Annotated in this window: 19 protein-coding genes; 2 read left to right on the top strand and 17 right to left on the bottom strand. The window is 62.5% G+C overall.

Going from position 1 to position 16,837, the window contains the following annotated elements; all coding sequences use genetic code 11:
* Positions 1 to 319: 319 nt before the first annotated feature.
* The 13 genes from HHL21_RS01475 to HHL21_RS01415 form a co-directional block, all read right to left on the bottom strand.
* On the bottom strand, positions 320 to 571 hold the full coding sequence (locus HHL21_RS01475; RefSeq protein ID WP_169463485.1) for a glutaredoxin family protein: 252 nt from the start codon (positions 569 to 571) through the stop codon (positions 320 to 322).
* 76 nt (positions 572 to 647) lie between these two features.
* Positions 648 to 2,084 carry a Do family serine endopeptidase gene (locus HHL21_RS01470; RefSeq protein WP_169463484.1) on the bottom strand — a complete coding sequence of 479 codons (1,437 nt, stop codon included), beginning with the start codon at positions 2,082 to 2,084 and terminating at the stop codon, positions 648 to 650.
* 95 nt (positions 2,085 to 2,179) lie between these two features.
* Entirely contained in the window at positions 2,180 to 2,509 is a 330-nt protein-coding gene (locus HHL21_RS01465; protein ID WP_169463483.1) for an RseA family anti-sigma factor, read from the bottom strand.
* Between the two features lie 66 nt (positions 2,510 to 2,575).
* Positions 2,576 to 3,178, bottom strand: coding sequence for an RNA polymerase sigma factor RpoE (rpoE, locus tag HHL21_RS01460; protein WP_169463482.1), 603 nt, complete (start codon positions 3,176 to 3,178; stop codon positions 2,576 to 2,578).
* A gap of 68 nt (positions 3,179 to 3,246) precedes the next feature.
* Positions 3,247 to 3,738: a protein YgfX gene (locus HHL21_RS01455; protein ID WP_169463481.1), complete on the bottom strand. Its 492-nt coding sequence runs from the start codon at positions 3,736 to 3,738 to the stop codon at positions 3,247 to 3,249.
* A 129-nt stretch (positions 3,739 to 3,867) separates the two neighbouring features.
* Positions 3,868 to 5,115, bottom strand: coding sequence for a beta-ketoacyl-ACP synthase II (fabF, locus tag HHL21_RS01450; protein WP_169463480.1), 1,248 nt, complete (start codon positions 5,113 to 5,115; stop codon positions 3,868 to 3,870).
* 26 nt (positions 5,116 to 5,141) lie between these two features.
* The gene (acpP, locus tag HHL21_RS01445; RefSeq protein WP_020653257.1) at positions 5,142 to 5,381 is read right to left on the bottom strand and encodes an acyl carrier protein; all 240 of its coding nucleotides are present in this window, start codon (positions 5,379 to 5,381) and stop codon (positions 5,142 to 5,144) included.
* Positions 5,382 to 5,558: 177 nt separating this feature from the next.
* Complete coding sequence (gene fabG, locus HHL21_RS01440) at positions 5,559 to 6,296, bottom strand: 3-oxoacyl-ACP reductase FabG (RefSeq protein ID WP_169463479.1); 738 nt, start codon at positions 6,294 to 6,296, stop codon at positions 5,559 to 5,561.
* 34 nt (positions 6,297 to 6,330) lie between these two features.
* Positions 6,331 to 7,275 (bottom strand): ACP S-malonyltransferase, encoded by a 945-nt coding sequence (fabD, locus tag HHL21_RS01435; protein WP_169463478.1) that lies wholly within the window; start codon positions 7,273 to 7,275, stop codon positions 6,331 to 6,333.
* 25 nt (positions 7,276 to 7,300) lie between these two features.
* Positions 7,301 to 8,287 (bottom strand): beta-ketoacyl-ACP synthase III, encoded by a 987-nt coding sequence (locus HHL21_RS01430; RefSeq protein ID WP_308640214.1) that lies wholly within the window; start codon positions 8,285 to 8,287, stop codon positions 7,301 to 7,303.
* 10 nt (positions 8,288 to 8,297) lie between these two features.
* The gene (plsX, locus tag HHL21_RS01425) at positions 8,298 to 9,359 is read right to left on the bottom strand and encodes a phosphate acyltransferase PlsX (RefSeq protein WP_169463477.1); all 1,062 of its coding nucleotides are present in this window, start codon (positions 9,357 to 9,359) and stop codon (positions 8,298 to 8,300) included.
* 192 nt (positions 9,360 to 9,551) lie between these two features.
* Complete coding sequence (rpmF, locus tag HHL21_RS01420; RefSeq protein WP_008449924.1) at positions 9,552 to 9,734, bottom strand: 50S ribosomal protein L32; 183 nt, start codon at positions 9,732 to 9,734, stop codon at positions 9,552 to 9,554.
* Between the two features lie 177 nt (positions 9,735 to 9,911).
* Complete coding sequence (locus HHL21_RS01415; RefSeq protein ID WP_169463476.1) at positions 9,912 to 10,424, bottom strand: YceD family protein; 513 nt, start codon at positions 10,422 to 10,424, stop codon at positions 9,912 to 9,914.
* A 158-nt stretch (positions 10,425 to 10,582) separates the two neighbouring features.
* On the opposite strand from HHL21_RS01415, the gene HHL21_RS01410 reads away from it, so the two are divergent.
* The gene (locus HHL21_RS01410) at positions 10,583 to 11,197 is read left to right on the top strand and encodes a Maf family nucleotide pyrophosphatase (protein WP_169463475.1); all 615 of its coding nucleotides are present in this window, start codon (positions 10,583 to 10,585) and stop codon (positions 11,195 to 11,197) included.
* A 6-nt stretch (positions 11,198 to 11,203) separates the two neighbouring features.
* Positions 11,204 to 11,953 carry an SAM-dependent methyltransferase gene (locus tag HHL21_RS01405; protein ID WP_169463474.1) on the top strand — a complete coding sequence of 250 codons (750 nt, stop codon included), beginning with the start codon at positions 11,204 to 11,206 and terminating at the stop codon, positions 11,951 to 11,953.
* 54 nt (positions 11,954 to 12,007) lie between these two features.
* On the opposite strand, the gene HHL21_RS01400 is transcribed toward HHL21_RS01405, so the two are convergent.
* From HHL21_RS01400 to rraA, 4 genes are all read right to left on the bottom strand, one after another.
* On the bottom strand, positions 12,008 to 13,285 hold the full coding sequence (locus tag HHL21_RS01400; protein WP_169463473.1) for an EAL and HDOD domain-containing protein: 1,278 nt from the start codon (positions 13,283 to 13,285) through the stop codon (positions 12,008 to 12,010).
* A 143-nt stretch (positions 13,286 to 13,428) separates the two neighbouring features.
* Positions 13,429 to 14,595, bottom strand: coding sequence for a 23S rRNA (adenine(2030)-N(6))-methyltransferase RlmJ (locus tag HHL21_RS01395; protein WP_169463472.1), 1,167 nt, complete (start codon positions 14,593 to 14,595; stop codon positions 13,429 to 13,431).
* 119 nt (positions 14,596 to 14,714) lie between these two features.
* On the bottom strand, positions 14,715 to 16,013 hold the full coding sequence (gene aceA / locus HHL21_RS01390; RefSeq protein ID WP_169463471.1) for an isocitrate lyase: 1,299 nt from the start codon (positions 16,011 to 16,013) through the stop codon (positions 14,715 to 14,717).
* 329 nt (positions 16,014 to 16,342) lie between these two features.
* The gene (rraA, locus tag HHL21_RS01385) at positions 16,343 to 16,837 is read right to left on the bottom strand and encodes a ribonuclease E activity regulator RraA (RefSeq protein WP_169463891.1); all 495 of its coding nucleotides are present in this window, start codon (positions 16,835 to 16,837) and stop codon (positions 16,343 to 16,345) included.

Genomic DNA, 16,837 nt, shown 5'->3' with positions numbered 1-16,837 from the left:
AAAACTCAAAACCAGTAGGAAGGACGGGGGCCGAAGCCGGGGCGCGCCAATGCGCGGCGCCATACAAAAAAAGCGCTCCGAGGGGGGCATGGCAATCCCCAGGCGAGCGCCTTTTATCGATCGGTAGGCTGACTTGAATGCCAGCAGCTTTTCCGACCACCCGCATTTTACCGGATTTAGCGGTAGAAAGCCCGGTTAATAGAGGGCAGCACCGGGTCAGGGCCCGGATTAGGCGTGAATTTTTACATTAATGCAACAATCCGCCCGCCCGAAGCCCGCAGGGTGGATGGAGCGCGACGCGCGCAATCCGCCATGCCGGCTATGCCACGGAGCGGATATATGCCCGCACCGCATCCGGGTCCAGGAAATAATGGCACAACTCAGGCTTCGCCAGGTCGCCATACAACACCGGCACCAGTTCATCGAAACGCGCCACCAGCGCCTCGTCGGCATCGACATCGACCACCTCGACATCGAAACGGGTCGCCCCGTCCTGCATGGCATTCAGGGCATCGAGCATGTCATCGCAGAGATGGCAGTAGCTGCGCGAGTAAAGAGTAAATTTGATCATGAGAGAAAGACAGGCGACAGCGCCTGCGGGCCACCTGCTCGGCGACACCGCCCGCGCTGCCGGGTTGGACTTGGGATTATTGGCGCGGCTTGATCACTTCGTAGCGCGTCGTATTTTCGCGCCGCACCAGCAGGGCGACGCTCTTCTTCGGATCGAGCCTTGCAACCATCGCATTGAACTGGCGGGCATCCTTGACGTCCACATTGTTCACCTGCAGGATCAGGTCGCCCGCGCGCAGGCCAGCCGCGGCCGCCGCGCCGGTGCTGGCGTCGACTTTCACGCCGCCTTCGAGCCGCAGCGTCTTGCGCTGCGCCTCGGCCAGGTCGGACACCGCAAGGCCCAGCGCGTTCGGTGCGGCCTCCGCACGTGGCGTCGTTGGCGCCGGCTTGCCCGGACGATCCTCTTCCAGCTCCGCGATGTTGACCGCGATATCCTGCTGCTGGCCCTTGCGCCATACGGTCACGACCGCGCGGCTGCCGATCTGGCTCGCGCCAACCAGCCGTGGCAGGTCGGCGCTGCGCTCGATCTGCTGGCCGTTGTAGCGCATGATGATATCGCCGACCTTGATGCCGGCCTTGTCGGCCGGACCGCCCTGCTCCACCAGCGACACCTCGACGCCGCGCGCCTTGCCCAGTCCCAGCGATTCCGCCACTTCCTTGCTCACTTCGGCGATCTGCACGCCCATCCGCCCGCGCGTCACCTTGCCGCTCTTTCTCAACTGGTCGGCAACGCGCATCGCCTCGTCGATCGGCACGGCGAACGAAATGCCGTTATAGCCCCCCGACAAGGTGGCGATCTGCGAGTTGATGCCGATGACTTCGCCGCGCATGTTGATCAAGGGGCCGCCCGAATTGCCGGGATTGACCGCAACGTCGCTCTGGATCAGCGGCAGGTAGTCGCCGGTATCGCGCGCTTTGGCCGAGATGATGCCGGCGGTAACCGAGTTTTCGAGGTTGAACGGCGAGCCGATCGCGATCACCCACTCGCCGACACGGATCTTGCCCGAATCGCCCACGACCAGGCTCGGCAAACGGGTCGCGTCTACCTTCAGCACCGCCACATCGGAGCGCTTGTCGGCGCCCAGCACCTTGGCCTTGAATTCACGGCGGTCGGTCAGCGTGACCAGCACCTCGTCGGCGCCCTCGACCACATGGGCGTTGGTCAGCACCAAGCCATCGTTGGAGATGATGAAGCCGGACCCTATCCCGCGCTGAACCTCTTCCGGTCCCGGAGCGCCACGGCGCGGCATGCCTGGCACGCCGAAGAAGCGGCGCAGGAATTCCTGCATCTCTTCGTCGGGGCCGCCCTGGCCGGGCTTGACCTTCTCGGTGGTGCGGATGTTGACGACCGCGGGCCCGACCTTGTCGATCAGGTCGGTAAAGTCAGGCAAGCCGGTCACCAGCGCTGCGGCGGGCTGCTGGGCCAGCACGGCGGCCGGGGTGAACAACCAGCCCGCGCCTGCAACCAGCGCGGCGGACAGCAGCTTGCTGCCAGCGGAAAGTGTATGGATCATGGAAGGAAATGGTCAGGGCCGATATTGTCGCCATGTTAAGCCAAATCCGGCGGCTTGTCGCGGCGGCGCCGAGCGGCGCGGCCGCTGTCATGGGCTTACGGGGCGCTGATGATGGCAGGCTTGCTGCTTGCCTCGGCCGGCGTGCCGTCGGCCGCGCGCGCCGGTGCGGCGGCGCCGGTGGCGGCAACCCGCCTGGTGTGGGCAGGCTCGGCCGCCAGCCGTTCGGCCAGGCGCTCCGCGAACCCTTCGGACAGTCCGGGCGTCGCTTGCGCGCGCAGCTCGTCGCCGATACGGAAATAGGTGTTCCACGCGTGCTGGCCGTCAGCGCCCTGGAGCGCGGCAAACGCCAGCTCGAGGTCGGCCGCGGGAAGCGCGCCGTCGGACAAGGCTGAGATGTGCTCGCGGATTTTTTTGTGGGTATCCATCAGTAGTTCCATCACAGTAGATGTGTGATCCATGTTCCATACCGAGTATTACGATCATCGCTACACCTAATGTCGCTTGTCAACCGGAAAATCAAGCAGCGGCCTTAATTTTTCCGCGATCACCTCGCGCGCCCGGAAAATCCGGCTTCGCACCGTACCGATCGGGCATGCCATGACTTCGGATATTTCTTCGTAGCTCAAACCTTCAATTTCACGCAGGATGATCGCCGTCCGCAGCTCCAGCGGCAGGGCTTCCATCGCGGCGTTGACCGTGTGGGCGATCTGCTTGCTGGCCAATAAGGACTCGGGTGTGTTTATGTCCCGCAAGCTGTCCGCATCGTCAAACGCTTCGGCGCGCTCCGCATCCGCCTCGGTCGAGGTCGGCGCGCGCCTGCCCTGTGTGACGAGAAAATTCTTTGCCGTGTTGATTCCGATCCGGTACAGCCATGTATAGAATGCGGAATCGCCGCGGAAGTGCCGCAAGGCGCGGTACGCCTTGATAAAAGTTTCCTGTACTACGTCTTCAGCCTCGGCCGGGTCATGGACAAGTCGCGACACGAGCCGCATCAGCCTGCGCTGATACTTGCCGACCAGTAGGTCAAACGCCTGCCGGTCACCCGCCTGGACGCGCTCAACCAGCAGTTGATCACCCTCGCGTTCTGTCGTCACTGACCATGTCCTCTTGGCTGCGGCATGGGCGCGTCCCTATGCATAAGAGTTGGCCCGTTGCAATAAGTTCAAAGTATTTTGTGGGGTCCGAAGAAAACCTGATCCGGCGTTTCCTGTCCGCCAATTGCACGAATCGCCACCGCCAATGCGCGGAACTCTTCCGCGCTGACGCTGTCCGCAAACACCGCCACAAGCGCTGCCTTCCCATCCTCGCCAAGCACCCTCAGCATCAGCAAACGGGGCCATACAGCAGAGCCCGGCAGCAGCTTGCACGGCATGTTGTGCATGCCCGTTTCCGCCTGTTTCTGTTGTACCGTCACATGCATCTCGCCGACTCCAGATATATCAATCCGGCGCATCTTTCCGGCTGGGCCAAGCGCGGCCATCGCGGCGGCCGCCGCGACCAGGCAACAGGCGGCGATCAACAGCGGCGCGCGGAAAGCGCCCGGCGCACAAGACAGCACGGCGGCGCCCACGGCAAGGTTTGCCGCGGCATAGGTGGCGAGGGCCCCGCGCAATAAGCGCGACGGCTTGACGACGGCTGAAACCGCAATGGACATGGGTGCTTGGTGGTGATGCGCGCGCCGGCTGCAAAGTGTCGGGCGAAAAGAAAAACGCCGGCAAGATGCCGGCGCTTACTATTGCGCCAACCCGTATGACACGGATTGGCGCATTAGGTTCAGTCTAAATCAGATCTTGCCGAGCACCAGGGTACCGTTGGTACCGCCGAAGCCAAACGAGTTCTTCACCGCGATGTCGATCTTCATTTCACGCGCCGTGTTGGCGCAGAAGTCCAGGTCGCAAGCAGTATCCTGGTTGAAGATGTTGATCGTCGGTGGCGACACCTGGTGGTGGATCGCCAGCGCCGTGAACACCGCTTCGAGGCCGCCGGCGCCGCCCAGCAAGTGGCCGGTCATCGACTTGGTCGAATTGACGACCAGCTTCTGCGCATGGTCGCCAAAGGTCTTCTTGATGCCCTGCACTTCGGCTACGTCGCCCAGCGGCGTCGAGGTGCCGTGCGCATTGACATAGTGAACCTGGTCGAGGTTGACTTCCGCATTCTTGAGTGCCGAGACCATGCAACGGCTGGCGCCGCTACCGTCTTCGACAGGCGAAGTCATGTGGTAAGCATCCGCGCTCATGCCAAAGCCCAGCAGCTCCGCATAAATGCGGGCGCCGCGCGCCTTGGCGTGCTCGTACTCTTCCAGCACCATCACGCCGGCGCCTTCGCCCAGCACGAAACCATCGCGGTCGCGGTCCCATGGACGCGATGCGGTCGACGGATCGTCGTTGCGCGAGGACAGTGCACGGGCCGAGGCGAAACCGCCCAGGCCAAGTGGCGAAATGGTGGCTTCGGCGCCGCCGGCGATCATCACGTCGGCATCGCCGTACTCGATCAGGCGGCCGGCCGCGCCGATGCTGTGCAGGCCGGTGGTGCAGGCCGTCACGATCGACAGGTTCGGGCCGCGCAGGCCGTACATGATCGAAAGGTTACCGGAGATCATGTTGATGATCGAGGCAGGCACGAAGAACGGCGAAATGCGGCGCGGGCCGCGCTTGTCGTAATCCTGCTTGGTGTCTTCGATCAGCGGCAGGCCGCCGATGCCGGAGCCGACGATCACGCCGATGCGGTCGGCATTCTCTTCGGAAACCACCAGCCCCGAGTCCTTCAGCGCCTGGATGCCGGCTGCCATGCCGTAATGGATAAACGTATCCATATGGCGTGCTTCCTTGGCAGGCATGTACTCTTCGACGTTGAACCCTTTGACTTCGCCAGCGAAGTGGGTAGAGAACGTCGACGCGTCAAACTTGGTGATATTGGCGATGCCCGACTTGCCTGCCAGGGCGGCGCTCCACGCATCGGCAATGGTGTTGCCGATAGGTGAGACGCAGCCCAGGCCGGTAATAACGACACGACGGTTTCGTGAACGGCTCAAGCGATTTCTCCCAAAAACGATAAAGCTTAGGCCTTGACGTGCGCGGTAGCGTAGTCGATTGCTTGCTTCACGGTCGTGATCTTTTCTGCCTGCTCGTCAGGGATTTCCATTTCGAACTCATCTTCCAGCGCCATCACCAGCTCCACGGTGTCGAGCGAATCAGCACCGAGGTCGTCGACGAACGACGATTCGATCTTGATGTCCGCTTCGGCAACACCCAGTTGCTCAGCGACGATTTTTTTAACGCGTTGTTCGATATCCGACATGTTTTGGCTCCATTGTGTGTGTTACGGAAAGTGCGCGCATTTTAGCAGGTTTGCGCGCTTAAAAACTAATTTCGGCGTATGACGCGAATTCAACCGAAAGTGCTGCTAAATGGTGAGATCTAGCCGCCATCGGTGCCAGGCTTGCGCCACGGCAACTCAACAGCGGCAGGCATTCCATCAATTCATGTACATGCCGCCGTTCACATGCAGTTCGGTGCCGGTGATGTAAGCCGCTTGCGGCCCGGCCAGGAAGGCGACGGCGTGGGCAATATCTTCCGGTGCGCCGAGGCGCGCCAGTGGAATCTGGGTCAGCAGCGAGGCGTGCTGGTCTTCCGACAGCGACTTGGTCATGTCGGTATCGATGAAGCCTGGGGCGACGCAGTTGACGGTGATGTTGCGGCTGCCGATCTCGCGCGCCAGCGCGCGGCTCATGCCTGCCACGCCGGCCTTGGCCGCCGCGTAGTTCATCTGGCCAGGGTTGCCGGAAGCGCCGACCACCGAGGTAATGTTAATAATACGCCCTTGTTTTGCCTTCATCATTCCGCGCAGTACCAGGCGCGACATGCGGCCGACGGCGCTCAGGTTGGTCGCGATGACGCTGTCCCACTCCTCGTCCTTCATGCGCATCGCCAGCTGGTCCTGGGTGATGCCGGCGTTGTTGACCAGGATCGACAGGCTGCCGAACGACTTCTGCACATCGTCGACGACGGCGCTGCAGGCAGCGGCGTCGGTCACGTTCAGTACGGCGCCCTTGCCGCCGAATTCGGCGAGGTAGTCGGCAATGGCCGCGGCGCCCGATTCGGACGTGGCGGTGCCGACGACCCTGGCGCCCTGGCGGGCCAGTTCAAGGGCGATGGCCTTGCCGATGCCGCGCGATGCGCCGGTAACGAGGGCGACTTGGTTCTGCAGGTTCATTATTGTCCTTTTATTCCAGAGTTCTGTTCTCAGCTTACGCGTTCAATGTGGACAGCACGCGTTCGAGAGACGCCTGGTCCACCAGCGCATCGCCGGCCAGGTTGGCGTCGATACGCTTGGCCATGCCGACCAGCACCTTGCTTGGCGCACATTCGATCACCTGGGTGATACCGTCAGCTGCCATCTTTTGCATCGTCTCGACCCAGCGCACCGGGTTGGCGGCCTGGCGTACCAGCGCGTCCTTGATGCGGGCCGGATCGGTTTCGACCGCCACGTCGACGTTGTTGATCAGGGCAATCTGCGGCGCGTTGAAGGTGATGTTTTCCATGTAGTCGCGCAGGCGGTCCGACGCCGGCTTGAGCAGCGACGAGTGGAACGGCGCCGACACCGACAGCCGCATGGCGCGCTTGGCGCCGGCCGCCTTGGCCAGTTCGCAGGCGCGGTCGACCGCGGCGTTGTGGCCGGCGATGACGATCTGGGTCGGTTCGTTGAAGTTGACCGGCTCGACCACCAGCGATGGATCGGCCGCGGCCGCCTCAAAGCACACGGCGCGCACGGCGCCAGCCGTCAGGCCGAGGATGACGGCCATGCCGCCCTGCCCGACCGGCACCGCTTCCTGCATTGCCTGGGCGCGGAAGCGCACCAGCGGCACCGCATCCTTGAAGGCGATCACGCCGGCCGCTACCAGCGCCGAGTATTCGCCCAGGCTGTGTCCGGCAACGACCGACGGCCTGGCGCCGCCGGCCGCGATCCAGGCGCGGTACACGGCAACGGCGGCCGTCAGCATCACTGGCTGGGTGTTGGTGGTCAGGTCGAGGTCTTCCTTCGGGCCTTCGGCGATCAGCTTGCCGAGGTCGAAGCCGAGCGCTTCCGACGCTTCGGCGACGGTCTGGTCGACGATGGCGTTGCCGGCGAAACCGCCGAGCATGCCGACGGCCTGCGAACCCTGGCCGGTGAATACGAATGCAAATTTACTCATGAACTGGTGTTCTCCGTGCTGGTTCTTACATCTTGAAGAGGACAGCGCCCCAGGTGAAACCGCCGCCAACCGCTTCGAGCATGACGTTATCGCCTGCCTTCACGCGGCCATCGCGCACTGCCCTGTCGAGCGCCAGCGGTACCGATGCGGCCGAGGTATTGCCGTGCTGGTCGACGGTGACGACCATCTTTTCGATCGGCAGGTCGAGCTTCCTGGCGGTGCTTTTCATGATGCGGATGTTGGCCTGGTGCGGGATCAGCCAGTCGATCTGCGATGCCGTCATGCCGGCGTCCGCCAGCACTTCGTTGGCGACCTGCTCGAGTACCGTCACGGCAAGCTTGAACACGGCCTGGCCATCCATGTACAGGAAGGCGCTGCCCGCGATCGCGCCGCCGGCCAGGCTGCCCGGGATGCTCAGGATATCGGCGTAGCGGCCGTCCGCGTGCATCTTGGTCGACAGCACGCCCGGTTCGGTGGACGCGCTCATGACGATCGCGCCGGCGCCGTCGCCGAACAGCACGCAGGTGGTGCGGTCTTCGAAGTTCAGGATCCGCGAGAAGACCTCGGCGCCGATCACCAGCACGTTCTTGTGAACGCCGGCCTTGATGAAGGCGTCGGCCGTCGCTACGGCGTACACGAAGCCGCTGCACACGGCTTGCACGTCGAAGGCGGCGCTGTTGTTGTGCATGCCGAGCTTGCGCTGGACGATGCAGGCGGTGCTCGGGAAGCTGCCGTGGAAGTCAGGCGTCGAACTGGCCACGATGACCAGGTCAATTTCCCCGGGCTGCATGCCGGCCATTTCCAGCGCCTTTTTAGCGGCCTCGACCGCGAGGTCGGACGACATCTGGTCGGGCGCCGCGTAGTGGCGGGCCGAAATGCCGCTGCGCGACACGATCCATTCGTCCGAGGTCTCGATGCCCTTGGCCGCGAGTTGCGCCGCCAGTTCCTCGTTGGTAACACGCTGTGCTGGCAGATAGCTGCCGGTGCCGATAATCTTGCTGTACAAAGTCATTCGAACCGTCCTACTTGGAAGTTGAGCCTGTCAAGTCTTGGTCAGGCGTGCGGGGCATCAGCTCGGCGATCAGGGTCGAGAGCTGCTCTTGCACATTATATTTTGCCGCATCGAACGAGCGTTTGATCGCCCACTCGAACGAGTAAGAATCCGCGCCGCCATGGCTCTTGAAGACGAGGCCGCGCAAGCCGAGCAGGCTGGCGCCGTTGTAGCGTGACGGGTTGAAGCGCTTGCCGATGTTTTTCAGCGCGCCGCGCGCGACCAGTGCGCCCAGCATCGTCAGCGGGCTGCGTTTGAATTCGCTGGTCATCACGTCCTTGACGAAACGGCCAAGGCCTTCGACCGCCTTCAGGGTGACGTTGCCGACGAAGCCATCGCAGACGATGATGTCGGTGGTGCCCTTGAAGATATCGTTGCCTTCGACGTTGCCGTAGAAATTCAGGATACCGCGTTCATGGTCTTCGCGCAGCAGCTTGGCGGTCGACTTGACCACCTCGTTGCCTTTGATCTCTTCGGTGCCGACGTTGAGCAGGCCGATGGTCGGGCGCGCGATGCCCTCCATGGCCGACACCAGCACCGAACCCATGATGGCGAACTGGTGCAGGTGGTGCGGTTCGCAGTCGACGTTCGCGCCCAGGTCGAGCATGTAGGTCGGGCCGTTTTTCTGGTTCGGCAGGATCGAGCAGATGGCCGGGCGGTCGACGCCAGGCATGGTCTTGAGCACGTAGCGCGAGACCGCCATCAGGGCGCCGGTGTTGCCGGCCGAGACGCAGGCGGCAGCCTTGCCGTCCTTGACCATCTCGATCGCCACGCGCATCGACGAGTCCTTCTTGCGGCGCAGCGCCACTTCGACCGGATCGTCCATTTCCACCAGTTCGGAGGCGTGCTGCACCGACAGGCGCGGATGTTTGTCCGCTTTGTGTTTCTTGAGTTCCGCGTGCAACACGTCCTCCAGGCCAACGAGGATCAGCTCTGCCTGTGGTTCGCGATTGACGAATGAGATTGCCGCGGGAATAGTAACTGAGGGGCCGTGATCGCCGCCCATGCAGTCAATGGAAATTTTAATTGTCATTTGTTGTTGTTACCGCGATTCAAATACTACAGGCGGCAAGACGCGATCTGAACACGGGCAGGCGCCAGCCAGATGCAGCGGAATTCAAAATGACGGTATGCAAAAACTGATTGCAGCCGGAGACAAAGAAAAAGCGGCGCAACGCACGATAAATACGTAGCACCGCCTTCATCTTAGACGACAAAACGTCGATTACTCGTCGTTTTTGGTCTTCAGTACTTTACGGCCACGGTAGAAACCGTTCGGGCTGATGTGGTGACGCAGGTGCGTTTCACCAGTGGTTGGCTCGATACCCAGTTGTGGCGCAACCAGGAAATCGTGCGAACGGTGCATGCCGCGCTTCGATGGGGACTTCTTATTCTGCTGAACTGCCATGATGACTCCTAATACATAAGTTCTAAAATTCTAACACATTCGACTTGCAAATACATGCTTATCGAGTATCCCAGCGGCAAATGTTACTTCACCGACATGTTTAACGCTGCCTCACATTTCACTACACACTGCCATACTCGACTGCTACACGCGTTTGACACGTTTGCTACGTACTGCCTATTCTTTGCTCAGCGGTCCGCCGACGCGGTTTTTCAGCCCCGCAAACGGCGATGGCTTGTCGGTCTTGAGGGTTTCCAGCAGACTCGTGTCCGGGCACACCTCGTGTTTTGGCGCCTGCGGCAGGGCCAGCAAGGCTTCGTCTTCCAGCAGGTCGCGGATATCGCAGGTACGGCTGCCGACGATGACGTCGATGCTCTCGTCGTCGACGACTTCCTCGATCTCGTCGGCATTCGCATCGTCGGCGCCCAGCATCAGCACAGTCGACGAATCGATTTCATACGAGAACGGTGTCAGGCAGCGCTGGCAAATCAGCTGGACCGTGCCGGATACCGCGACGGTCAATTGCGGATAACCATGCTTGCTGGTCGCGCCATCGACGGACCAGGCGATTTCGCCCGACTGGTCGGTACATTCCTTGTTTAACCGGCTCATTTCGGCGACCGGCGTGACGCCGTCGCGATGGCCGTTGCTTCGACTAAATTCAAAAGCGTCGATGACAAAAGCGCTCATTGCAGAAATTTTCCCCGGAAAACCTGCGATAATAACAGGCTTCTCGCCGGGGAGTCAAAGACTTAGCGCATTTTTTGCTGGCGCACGGCGAGACCTGTGGCTGGCCGGACAATCGCGTGGTTGCCGGGCCGGCGCCCACTCTTTTACGGCCGACCCACATGATACCAACTTCCGTCCAGCCGCGCCTGATTCTTGCATCGGGATCCGCCTACCGCCGTGAATTGCTGAGCCGCCTGCGCCTGCCGTTCGAAGTGATGGCGCCCGACATCGACGAGTCGCCGCTGGCGGGCGAAGCGCCGGAAGCGACCGCGCTGCGGCTGGCCTGCGCCAAGGCGCGCGCCGTGGCCGAACGGGCCCCGGGCAGCATCGTCATCGGGTCCGACCAGGTCGCCACGCTCAACGGCGAGCCGATCGGCAAACCCGGCACGCATGCGGCCGCCCTCGCCCAGCTGCAAAAGATGCGCGGCCAGCGCGTCGTGTTCCATACGGCACTGTGCGTGTGGGATGGCCGCGCCACCGCGCTGACCGGCCCCGCGCAGCTGGAAAACGTGCAGGTGTTCGCCACCTTCCGCGACCTGCCCGACGCCGAACTCGACGCCTACCTGCGCATCGAGCAGCCCTACGACTGCGCCGGCAGCGCCAAGAACGAAGGACTTGGCATTGCCCTGCTGTCCAAAATCGACAGCACCGACCCGACCGCCCTCACCGGCCTGCCGCTGATCGCCCTGACCGGCATGCTGCGCAAGGCCGGCATTCAATTCTTTACCAATTAAGCATTCATGCCCGGCACCCTTTACCTGATTCCCAATACCCTAGGCCAGACCGAGGCCGCCCCAGGCGCGCTGTCGCACATCATTCCCGAACATGTGCAGGCCGTCACTGCCAGCCTCGACTACTTTGTGGCCGAGAACGCCAAGACCGCGCGCGCCTTCCTGAAACTGGTGGCGATCGACCATCCGCTGGCCAGAACCCTGCAGGAAATCGAGATCGCGGAGCTGAACGTCAACACCCCGGCAGCCGCGCTGGCCGGGCTGCTGGCGCCGCTGCTGGCCGGGCGCGATGCGGGACTGGTGTCGGAAGCGGGCGTGCCCGCGGTGGCCGATCCGGGCGCCGACCTGGTACGGCTGGCGCACCAGCATGGCATTACCGTGCGGCCGCTGGTGGGGCCGTCGTCGCTGCTGCTGGCGGTCATGGCGAGCGGCCTGAATGGACAGAGTTTCGCGTTTAACGGTTACCTGCCGACCGATCCGGCGCTGCGCACCAAGCGGCTGAAGGAGCTGGAGCAGCGTTCACGTAACGAGAAGCAGACCCAGCTGTTTATCGAGACGCCCTACCGGAATGGCGCGCTGCTCGAGGCCCTGGTGGCGAGTTGCCAGCCGGGCACCCTGATCTGCGTGGCGACCGACCTGAGCTTGCCGACCGAGTCGGTGCGCACGATGGTGGCGAATAAGTGGAAGGCGGCGCTGGCTGCGGGCAAGGCGCCGGACTTCCACAAGAAGCCGACGGTTTTCTTGTTGTTGGGGCAGTAGTACGCAAATCGGCGGACGGGCGCCCAGCGCGTCATCCGCCGTTGTTGCACAAGCTCACGCGGCTTGCGTTTTTGGCGCCACGGTTTCATGCGCCAGCTCATTAACCCATTCGAACGCGCGCAGCTCGATCTCGCGCACCTGGCGCACGCTGACGCCAAGTATCTTCAGCGTTTTCGTCAGCGCCGGGCCTTCGTTCGGATTCTCCAGAAGCTCGACCGCACGCAACATCTCGCCCAACTCGCCAGCGCGCTCCTTCAGCGCGACGCGCACCTCTTCCGGCACCTCGACCGTTTCCAGCACGTCCTCCATCGACATCGAAAACAGCGCGTCCATCAGCGACATGATGCCAACCGTGAAGCCCGTGTCGGCGTAGGCGCGCATTCCAGGGCGCAGGTGCTGGGCCATCAACTCCATCAGCTTGCCGCGCGTGGTGGCCATTTGCAGCAGCGGCGAATTCAGCTCCACCTTGCCGCCCGGCTTCGAATACAGCAGGATCTGGAGCCAGCGCTGCAGCCGGTCACGGCCGAGCTTATTGATGGCGTCGCCGAGCGAATCGATATGCCCGGCGGTCGAGCCGGCCGCAGGCGTGTTCACCAGCCGCAGCAAATTCAGGCCGACCGAGGCGTCGCGCTTGACCGCCATCTCGATCTCGCTGTCGCTTGCGTCGGAATTGATCAGGTCGAGCAGGCGCAGGATGACCAGTTCGGTCGGCGCGATCCTCTTGCCCCTCATGATCGTTGGCCGCGCGAAATAAAAGCCCTGGAAATAATCGAAACCCAGCTCCAGGCAGGCTTCGAACTCCTCCACCGTCTCGACTTTCTCGGCCAACAGCTTTTTCTTGCGTCCGCTGAATTTGCGGACCAGCGCCGGCAGCTTCGAACGCTCAACGCCCTTGAGGTCGATCTTGATGACTTCGGCCAGGTCGAACAGCTTGCTGACGTCTTCGGAATCGGCGATCACGTCATCCAGCGCGAACTTGAAGCCAAGCTCGCGCAACTCCGCCACGCGGTCGATCAGCTCGGGCGTTGCCTTGACGGTTTCAAGGATTTCGAGGATCACGCCTTCGTGCGGCAGGAAGCGCACGAAGTCGCTCATTAGCACCACTTCGTCGACGTTGAGGAAGGCAAGCCGCCCGCCCAGCACGACCTCCATGCCAAGCTGCGAAGCGTGCGAGATCACTGCGGCGGTAGCCGAAGCCTGGTCGGTGACGTTGGCTTCGCAGGAGCCGGCCGTCCGGAACAGCAATTCGTACGCGACAAGGCACTGGTCGCGTCCGAGGATCGGTTGGCGCGCAAGAAAGAAATCGTCGGAAATGGTGGCGTCGTTAGCCATGGAGAAACTCCCAAATGCGACTGGACGCCGGGGCGGCAGCCAGCCGTGGCCGCCCCGCTAAGGCGGGCCACAGCTTGAATATACTATAAATAATATATTCTTGACATTTGGATATTGAATCGAACAGCAGGGTTAAACCCTGCTTATGGACGCTTGGGGCCGCGTCCGATGCGCGGGAGGCCGCCTGGGCTGGCAGCGGTCGGGCGCGCGCTTGCGCGGACTGGCGCGCCGCCCGGACGCTGGCTGCCAGGCTTGGCGGGTGCGCGCGGGCCGGTTGCCGCAGCGCCCGGCGTTCCCGCGGGCGCCTGGCCCGGCAGGCGCAGGCTGCCCGTGCCCGATGTCGGGCTGGCGCGGCGTGCGTTACCGACCGGCATGCGGACAGCGCCATTGGCGCCGACGCGCGCCGTGGCGGTGCCGGTCACCTGGGCACCGCGTTCGATCGTGAATGTTGCGCCCGCGTCCTTGCCCAGCACCTTGACCAGGTAAGGCATCACCTCGCGCAGGGTCGGCTCGAGCGTGTACGGCGGGTTCAAGATGAACATGCCACTGCTGTGCAGCGGGCCGAAACCATCCGGGCCCGGCGTGGTCACCGTCAGGGTGACGTTCAGCCACTCCTTGCATGGCAGCCGCTTGAGCTTGTCAGCGAACTGGCGCGACTCCATGCGCTGCAGCACCGGGTACCAGACCGCGTACACGCCGCTGGGAAAGCGCGCCAGCGAGTCGTTCAGCATATCGCGCACCTTGCGGTAATCCTGCTTGTCTTCGTACGGCGGGTCGATCAGCACCAGTGCGCGGCGCGACGGCGGCGGCAGCAAGGTCTTGATGGCGTGGAAGCCATCGCCGCGTTCGATCAGCACGCGCCGGCCGCGTCCCGACGGGCGTTCGCCCTGCTGGGCGGCGTGTTCTTCGACCTTGCGGAAATTGTCCGCCAGGATCTTGCTGTCGGCCGGGTGCAGCTCGAACAGGCGCAGCCGGTCTTCCTGGCGCATCATCTTGTCGGCACAGTAAGGCGAGCCCGGGTAGTAGCGCATCTTGCCGCTCGGGTTCAGCCCTTTGACGACGTTGACGTAGGCCGCCAGCGACTTCGGCAGGTCCTTGCGTTCCCACAGCGGGCCGATGCCCGTTTCGTATTCGGCGTTCTTCGACGCGTAGCCGCTGTCGAGCGCGTACACGCCGGCACCGGAATGGGTGTCGATGTAGGTATAGACCGTGTCCTTCTGGTTCATGTACTCATGCAACTGAATCTGCACGAAGTGCTTCAGGACGTCAGCGTGGTTACCCGCATGAAAGGCGTGGCGGTAGCTCAACATAGCTTGGAAATTCCATTCAAAAAGGTGTTCTGGTGCGCCATTATCCCCCAAGAACGGCAAAGGCCGCAGTTAAATGCCAACTTGCGGCATTCACTGCGGCCTTTTTACGCGAGCAGGACTCAGGCGACTTTCTTTTCGTCGAAGAACTGTTCATCTTCGGTCGAACCGTGCAGCGCCGTGGTCGAGCTCTGGTTCTGCTGGATGGTCTGGGTGACGGCGTCGAAGTAGCCGGTGCCGACTTCGCGCTGGTGCTTGACCGCGGTGAAGCCCTTCTCGGCGGCAGCGAATTCCGCTTCCTGCAGCTCGACGAAGGCCGACATCTGGCGGCGCGCATAACCGTGGGCCAGGTTGAACATGCCGTAGTTCAGCGAGTGGAAACCAGCCAGCGTGATGAACTGGAACTTGTAGCCCATGGCGCCCAACTCCTTCTGGAACTTGGCGATGGTGGCGTCGTCCAGGTTCTTCTTCCAGTTGAACGATGGCGAGCAGTTATACGCCAGCATCTTGCCCGGGAATTTGGCATGGACCGCTTCGGCGAACTGCTTGGCGAAGGCCAGGTCCGGCTTGCCGGTCTCGCACCACACGAGATCGGCGAACGGGGCGTAGGCCAGTGCGCGCGAAATGGCCTGCTCGATGCCTGGCTTGACGCGATAGAAACCCTCCACCGTGCGCTCGCCCGTGCAGAACGGCGCGTCGTTGGGATCGACGTCGGAGGTCAGCAGGTCGGCCGCTTCCGCATCGGTGCGGGCGATCACCAGGGTTGGCGTGCCCATCACGTCGGCGGCCAGGCGTGCCGCGGTCAGCTTTTCGATGGCTTCACGGCTAGGCACCAGCACCTTGCCGCCCATGTGGCCGCATTTCTTGACCGAGGCCAGCTGGTCTTCGAAGTGAACACCTGCCGCGCCCGCTTCAATCATCGACTTCATCAGCTCGTAGGCGTTGAGCACGCCGCCGAAACCGGCTTCGGCGTCGGCAATGATCGGCGCGAAGTAATCGATGTCGTCCTTGCCTTCGGACCACTGGATCTGGTCGGCGCGGGCGAAGGTGTTGTTGATGCGCTTGACGACCAGCGGCACCGAGTTGGCCGGATATAACGACTGGTCCGGGTACATTTCGCCGGCCACGTTGGCGTCGCCGGCAACCTGCCAGCCGGACAGGTAGATCGCCTTCAGGCCGGCCTTGACTTGCTGCATGGCCTGGTTCCCGGTCATCGCGCCGAGCGCATTGACGAACGGCTCGTTGTTGACGAGGTCCCACAGTTTTTCCGCGCCGCGTTTCGCCAGCGTGTGCTCGATCTGCAGCGAGCCGCGCAGCCTGACGACATCGGCCGCGGTGTAGTTGCGGACGACGCCTTTCCAGCGCGGGTTGGTATCCCAGTCTTGTTGAAGCGCTGCTGCTTGCTGTTCACGAGTTGCCATGTTTTTCTCCTAAATAAAGCCAGGTTATGAAGCGAAATCCGTTAGACAAATCATAGCGCTGCCTGTGCACGCACAAGCACTCTTATATAAGACATATAAGCTAATTTAAAGTCTTTATATTCAATCGCTTAGCTTTTAGTTTTCAGGATACGAAACGTAGTTTCTTAGAATGGAAGGGATTTAGCGGAGAGATTTGTGCCGCGTTTCGCGATGTGGAATGCGAATCTCGCCCAATGAAAAACCTGCCCGGACAGGATGCCTCGGGGCTGGAATTTAACGTTGATACTAGGCAATAAGCGACCGGGCGGTCCGGGGCAGCGTGGATCGCACTAGGCGAGCTTCTGTTGCGCGACCAGCACGCCGTCGGCGTCGGCATAGATCCAGTCGCCCGGCGTTACCGGCACGCCGGAAATCATCACCCGGATATTGCGCTCGCCGACGCCGCGCTTCGACGATTTCTGCGGATGGGTTGCGAGGGCGCGTACGCCGACGGCGCAGGCATCGATTTCGTCGGCGTCGCGCACGCAGCCATCGACGATGATTCCGGCCCAGCCGTTATCCTGGGCAAGCAGCGCCAGCTGCCCGCCGACCAGCGCGCGCCGCATGCTGCCGCCGCCGTCGATGACCAGCACGTTGCCGTTGCCGGGCGTCTCCAGGGTCGCGCGCACCAGCGCATTGTCTTCAAACACTTTCAAGGTGCTCACGCGGCCGGCAAACTTGATGTGTTGCCCGAAGTGGCGGAATACTGGCGGCAACACGGCGAGCCGGCCATCCTCCAGCAGTTGGGGATGGTCGTCGCAGATGTCGGCGGTGGCAAAATCCAT

It is taken from the genome of Massilia polaris (assembly GCF_012927275.1).
GTDB lineage: Bacteria > Pseudomonadota > Gammaproteobacteria > Burkholderiales > Burkholderiaceae_D > Telluria_A > Telluria_A polaris.
Note: the sequence above shows the minus strand (reverse complement) of the source record. Positions and strands in the feature narration are given on the sequence as shown.

Coding starts and splice junctions, on each gene's coding strand:
- HHL21_RS01475 (WP_169463485.1), bottom strand. CDS start 571: ATGATCAAATTTACTCTTTACTCGCGCAGCTACTGCCATCTCTGCGAT.
- HHL21_RS01470 (WP_169463484.1), bottom strand. CDS start 2,084: ATGATCCATACACTTTCCGCTGGCAGCAAGCTGCTGTCCGCCGCGCTG.
- HHL21_RS01465 (WP_169463483.1), bottom strand. CDS start 2,509: ATGGATACCCACAAAAAAATCCGCGAGCACATCTCAGCCTTGTCCGAC.
- HHL21_RS01455 (WP_169463481.1), bottom strand. CDS start 3,738: ATGTCCATTGCGGTTTCAGCCGTCGTCAAGCCGTCGCGCTTATTGCGC.
- acpP (WP_020653257.1), bottom strand. CDS start 5,381: ATGTCGGATATCGAACAACGCGTTAAAAAAATCGTCGCTGAGCAACTG.
- fabG (WP_169463479.1), bottom strand. CDS start 6,296: ATGAACCTGCAGAACCAAGTCGCCCTCGTTACCGGCGCATCGCGCGGC.
- fabD (WP_169463478.1), bottom strand. CDS start 7,275: ATGAGTAAATTTGCATTCGTATTCACCGGCCAGGGTTCGCAGGCCGTC.
- HHL21_RS01430 (WP_308640214.1), bottom strand. CDS start 8,287: ATGACTTTGTACAGCAAGATTATCGGCACCGGCAGCTATCTGCCAGCA.
- plsX (WP_169463477.1), bottom strand. CDS start 9,359: ATGACAATTAAAATTTCCATTGACTGCATGGGCGGCGATCACGGCCCC.
- rpmF (WP_008449924.1), bottom strand. CDS start 9,734: ATGGCAGTTCAGCAGAATAAGAAGTCCCCATCGAAGCGCGGCATGCAC.
- HHL21_RS01415 (WP_169463476.1), bottom strand. CDS start 10,424: ATGAGCGCTTTTGTCATCGACGCTTTTGAATTTAGTCGAAGCAACGGC.
- HHL21_RS01410 (WP_169463475.1), top strand. CDS start 10,583: ATGATACCAACTTCCGTCCAGCCGCGCCTGATTCTTGCATCGGGATCC.
- HHL21_RS01405 (WP_169463474.1), top strand. CDS start 11,204: ATGCCCGGCACCCTTTACCTGATTCCCAATACCCTAGGCCAGACCGAG.
- HHL21_RS01400 (WP_169463473.1), bottom strand. CDS start 13,285: ATGGCTAACGACGCCACCATTTCCGACGATTTCTTTCTTGCGCGCCAA.
- HHL21_RS01395 (WP_169463472.1), bottom strand. CDS start 14,595: ATGTTGAGCTACCGCCACGCCTTTCATGCGGGTAACCACGCTGACGTC.
- aceA (WP_169463471.1), bottom strand. CDS start 16,013: ATGGCAACTCGTGAACAGCAAGCAGCAGCGCTTCAACAAGACTGGGAT.
- rraA (WP_169463891.1), bottom strand. CDS start 16,837: ATGGATTTTGCCACCGCCGACATCTGCGACGACCATCCCCAACTGCTG.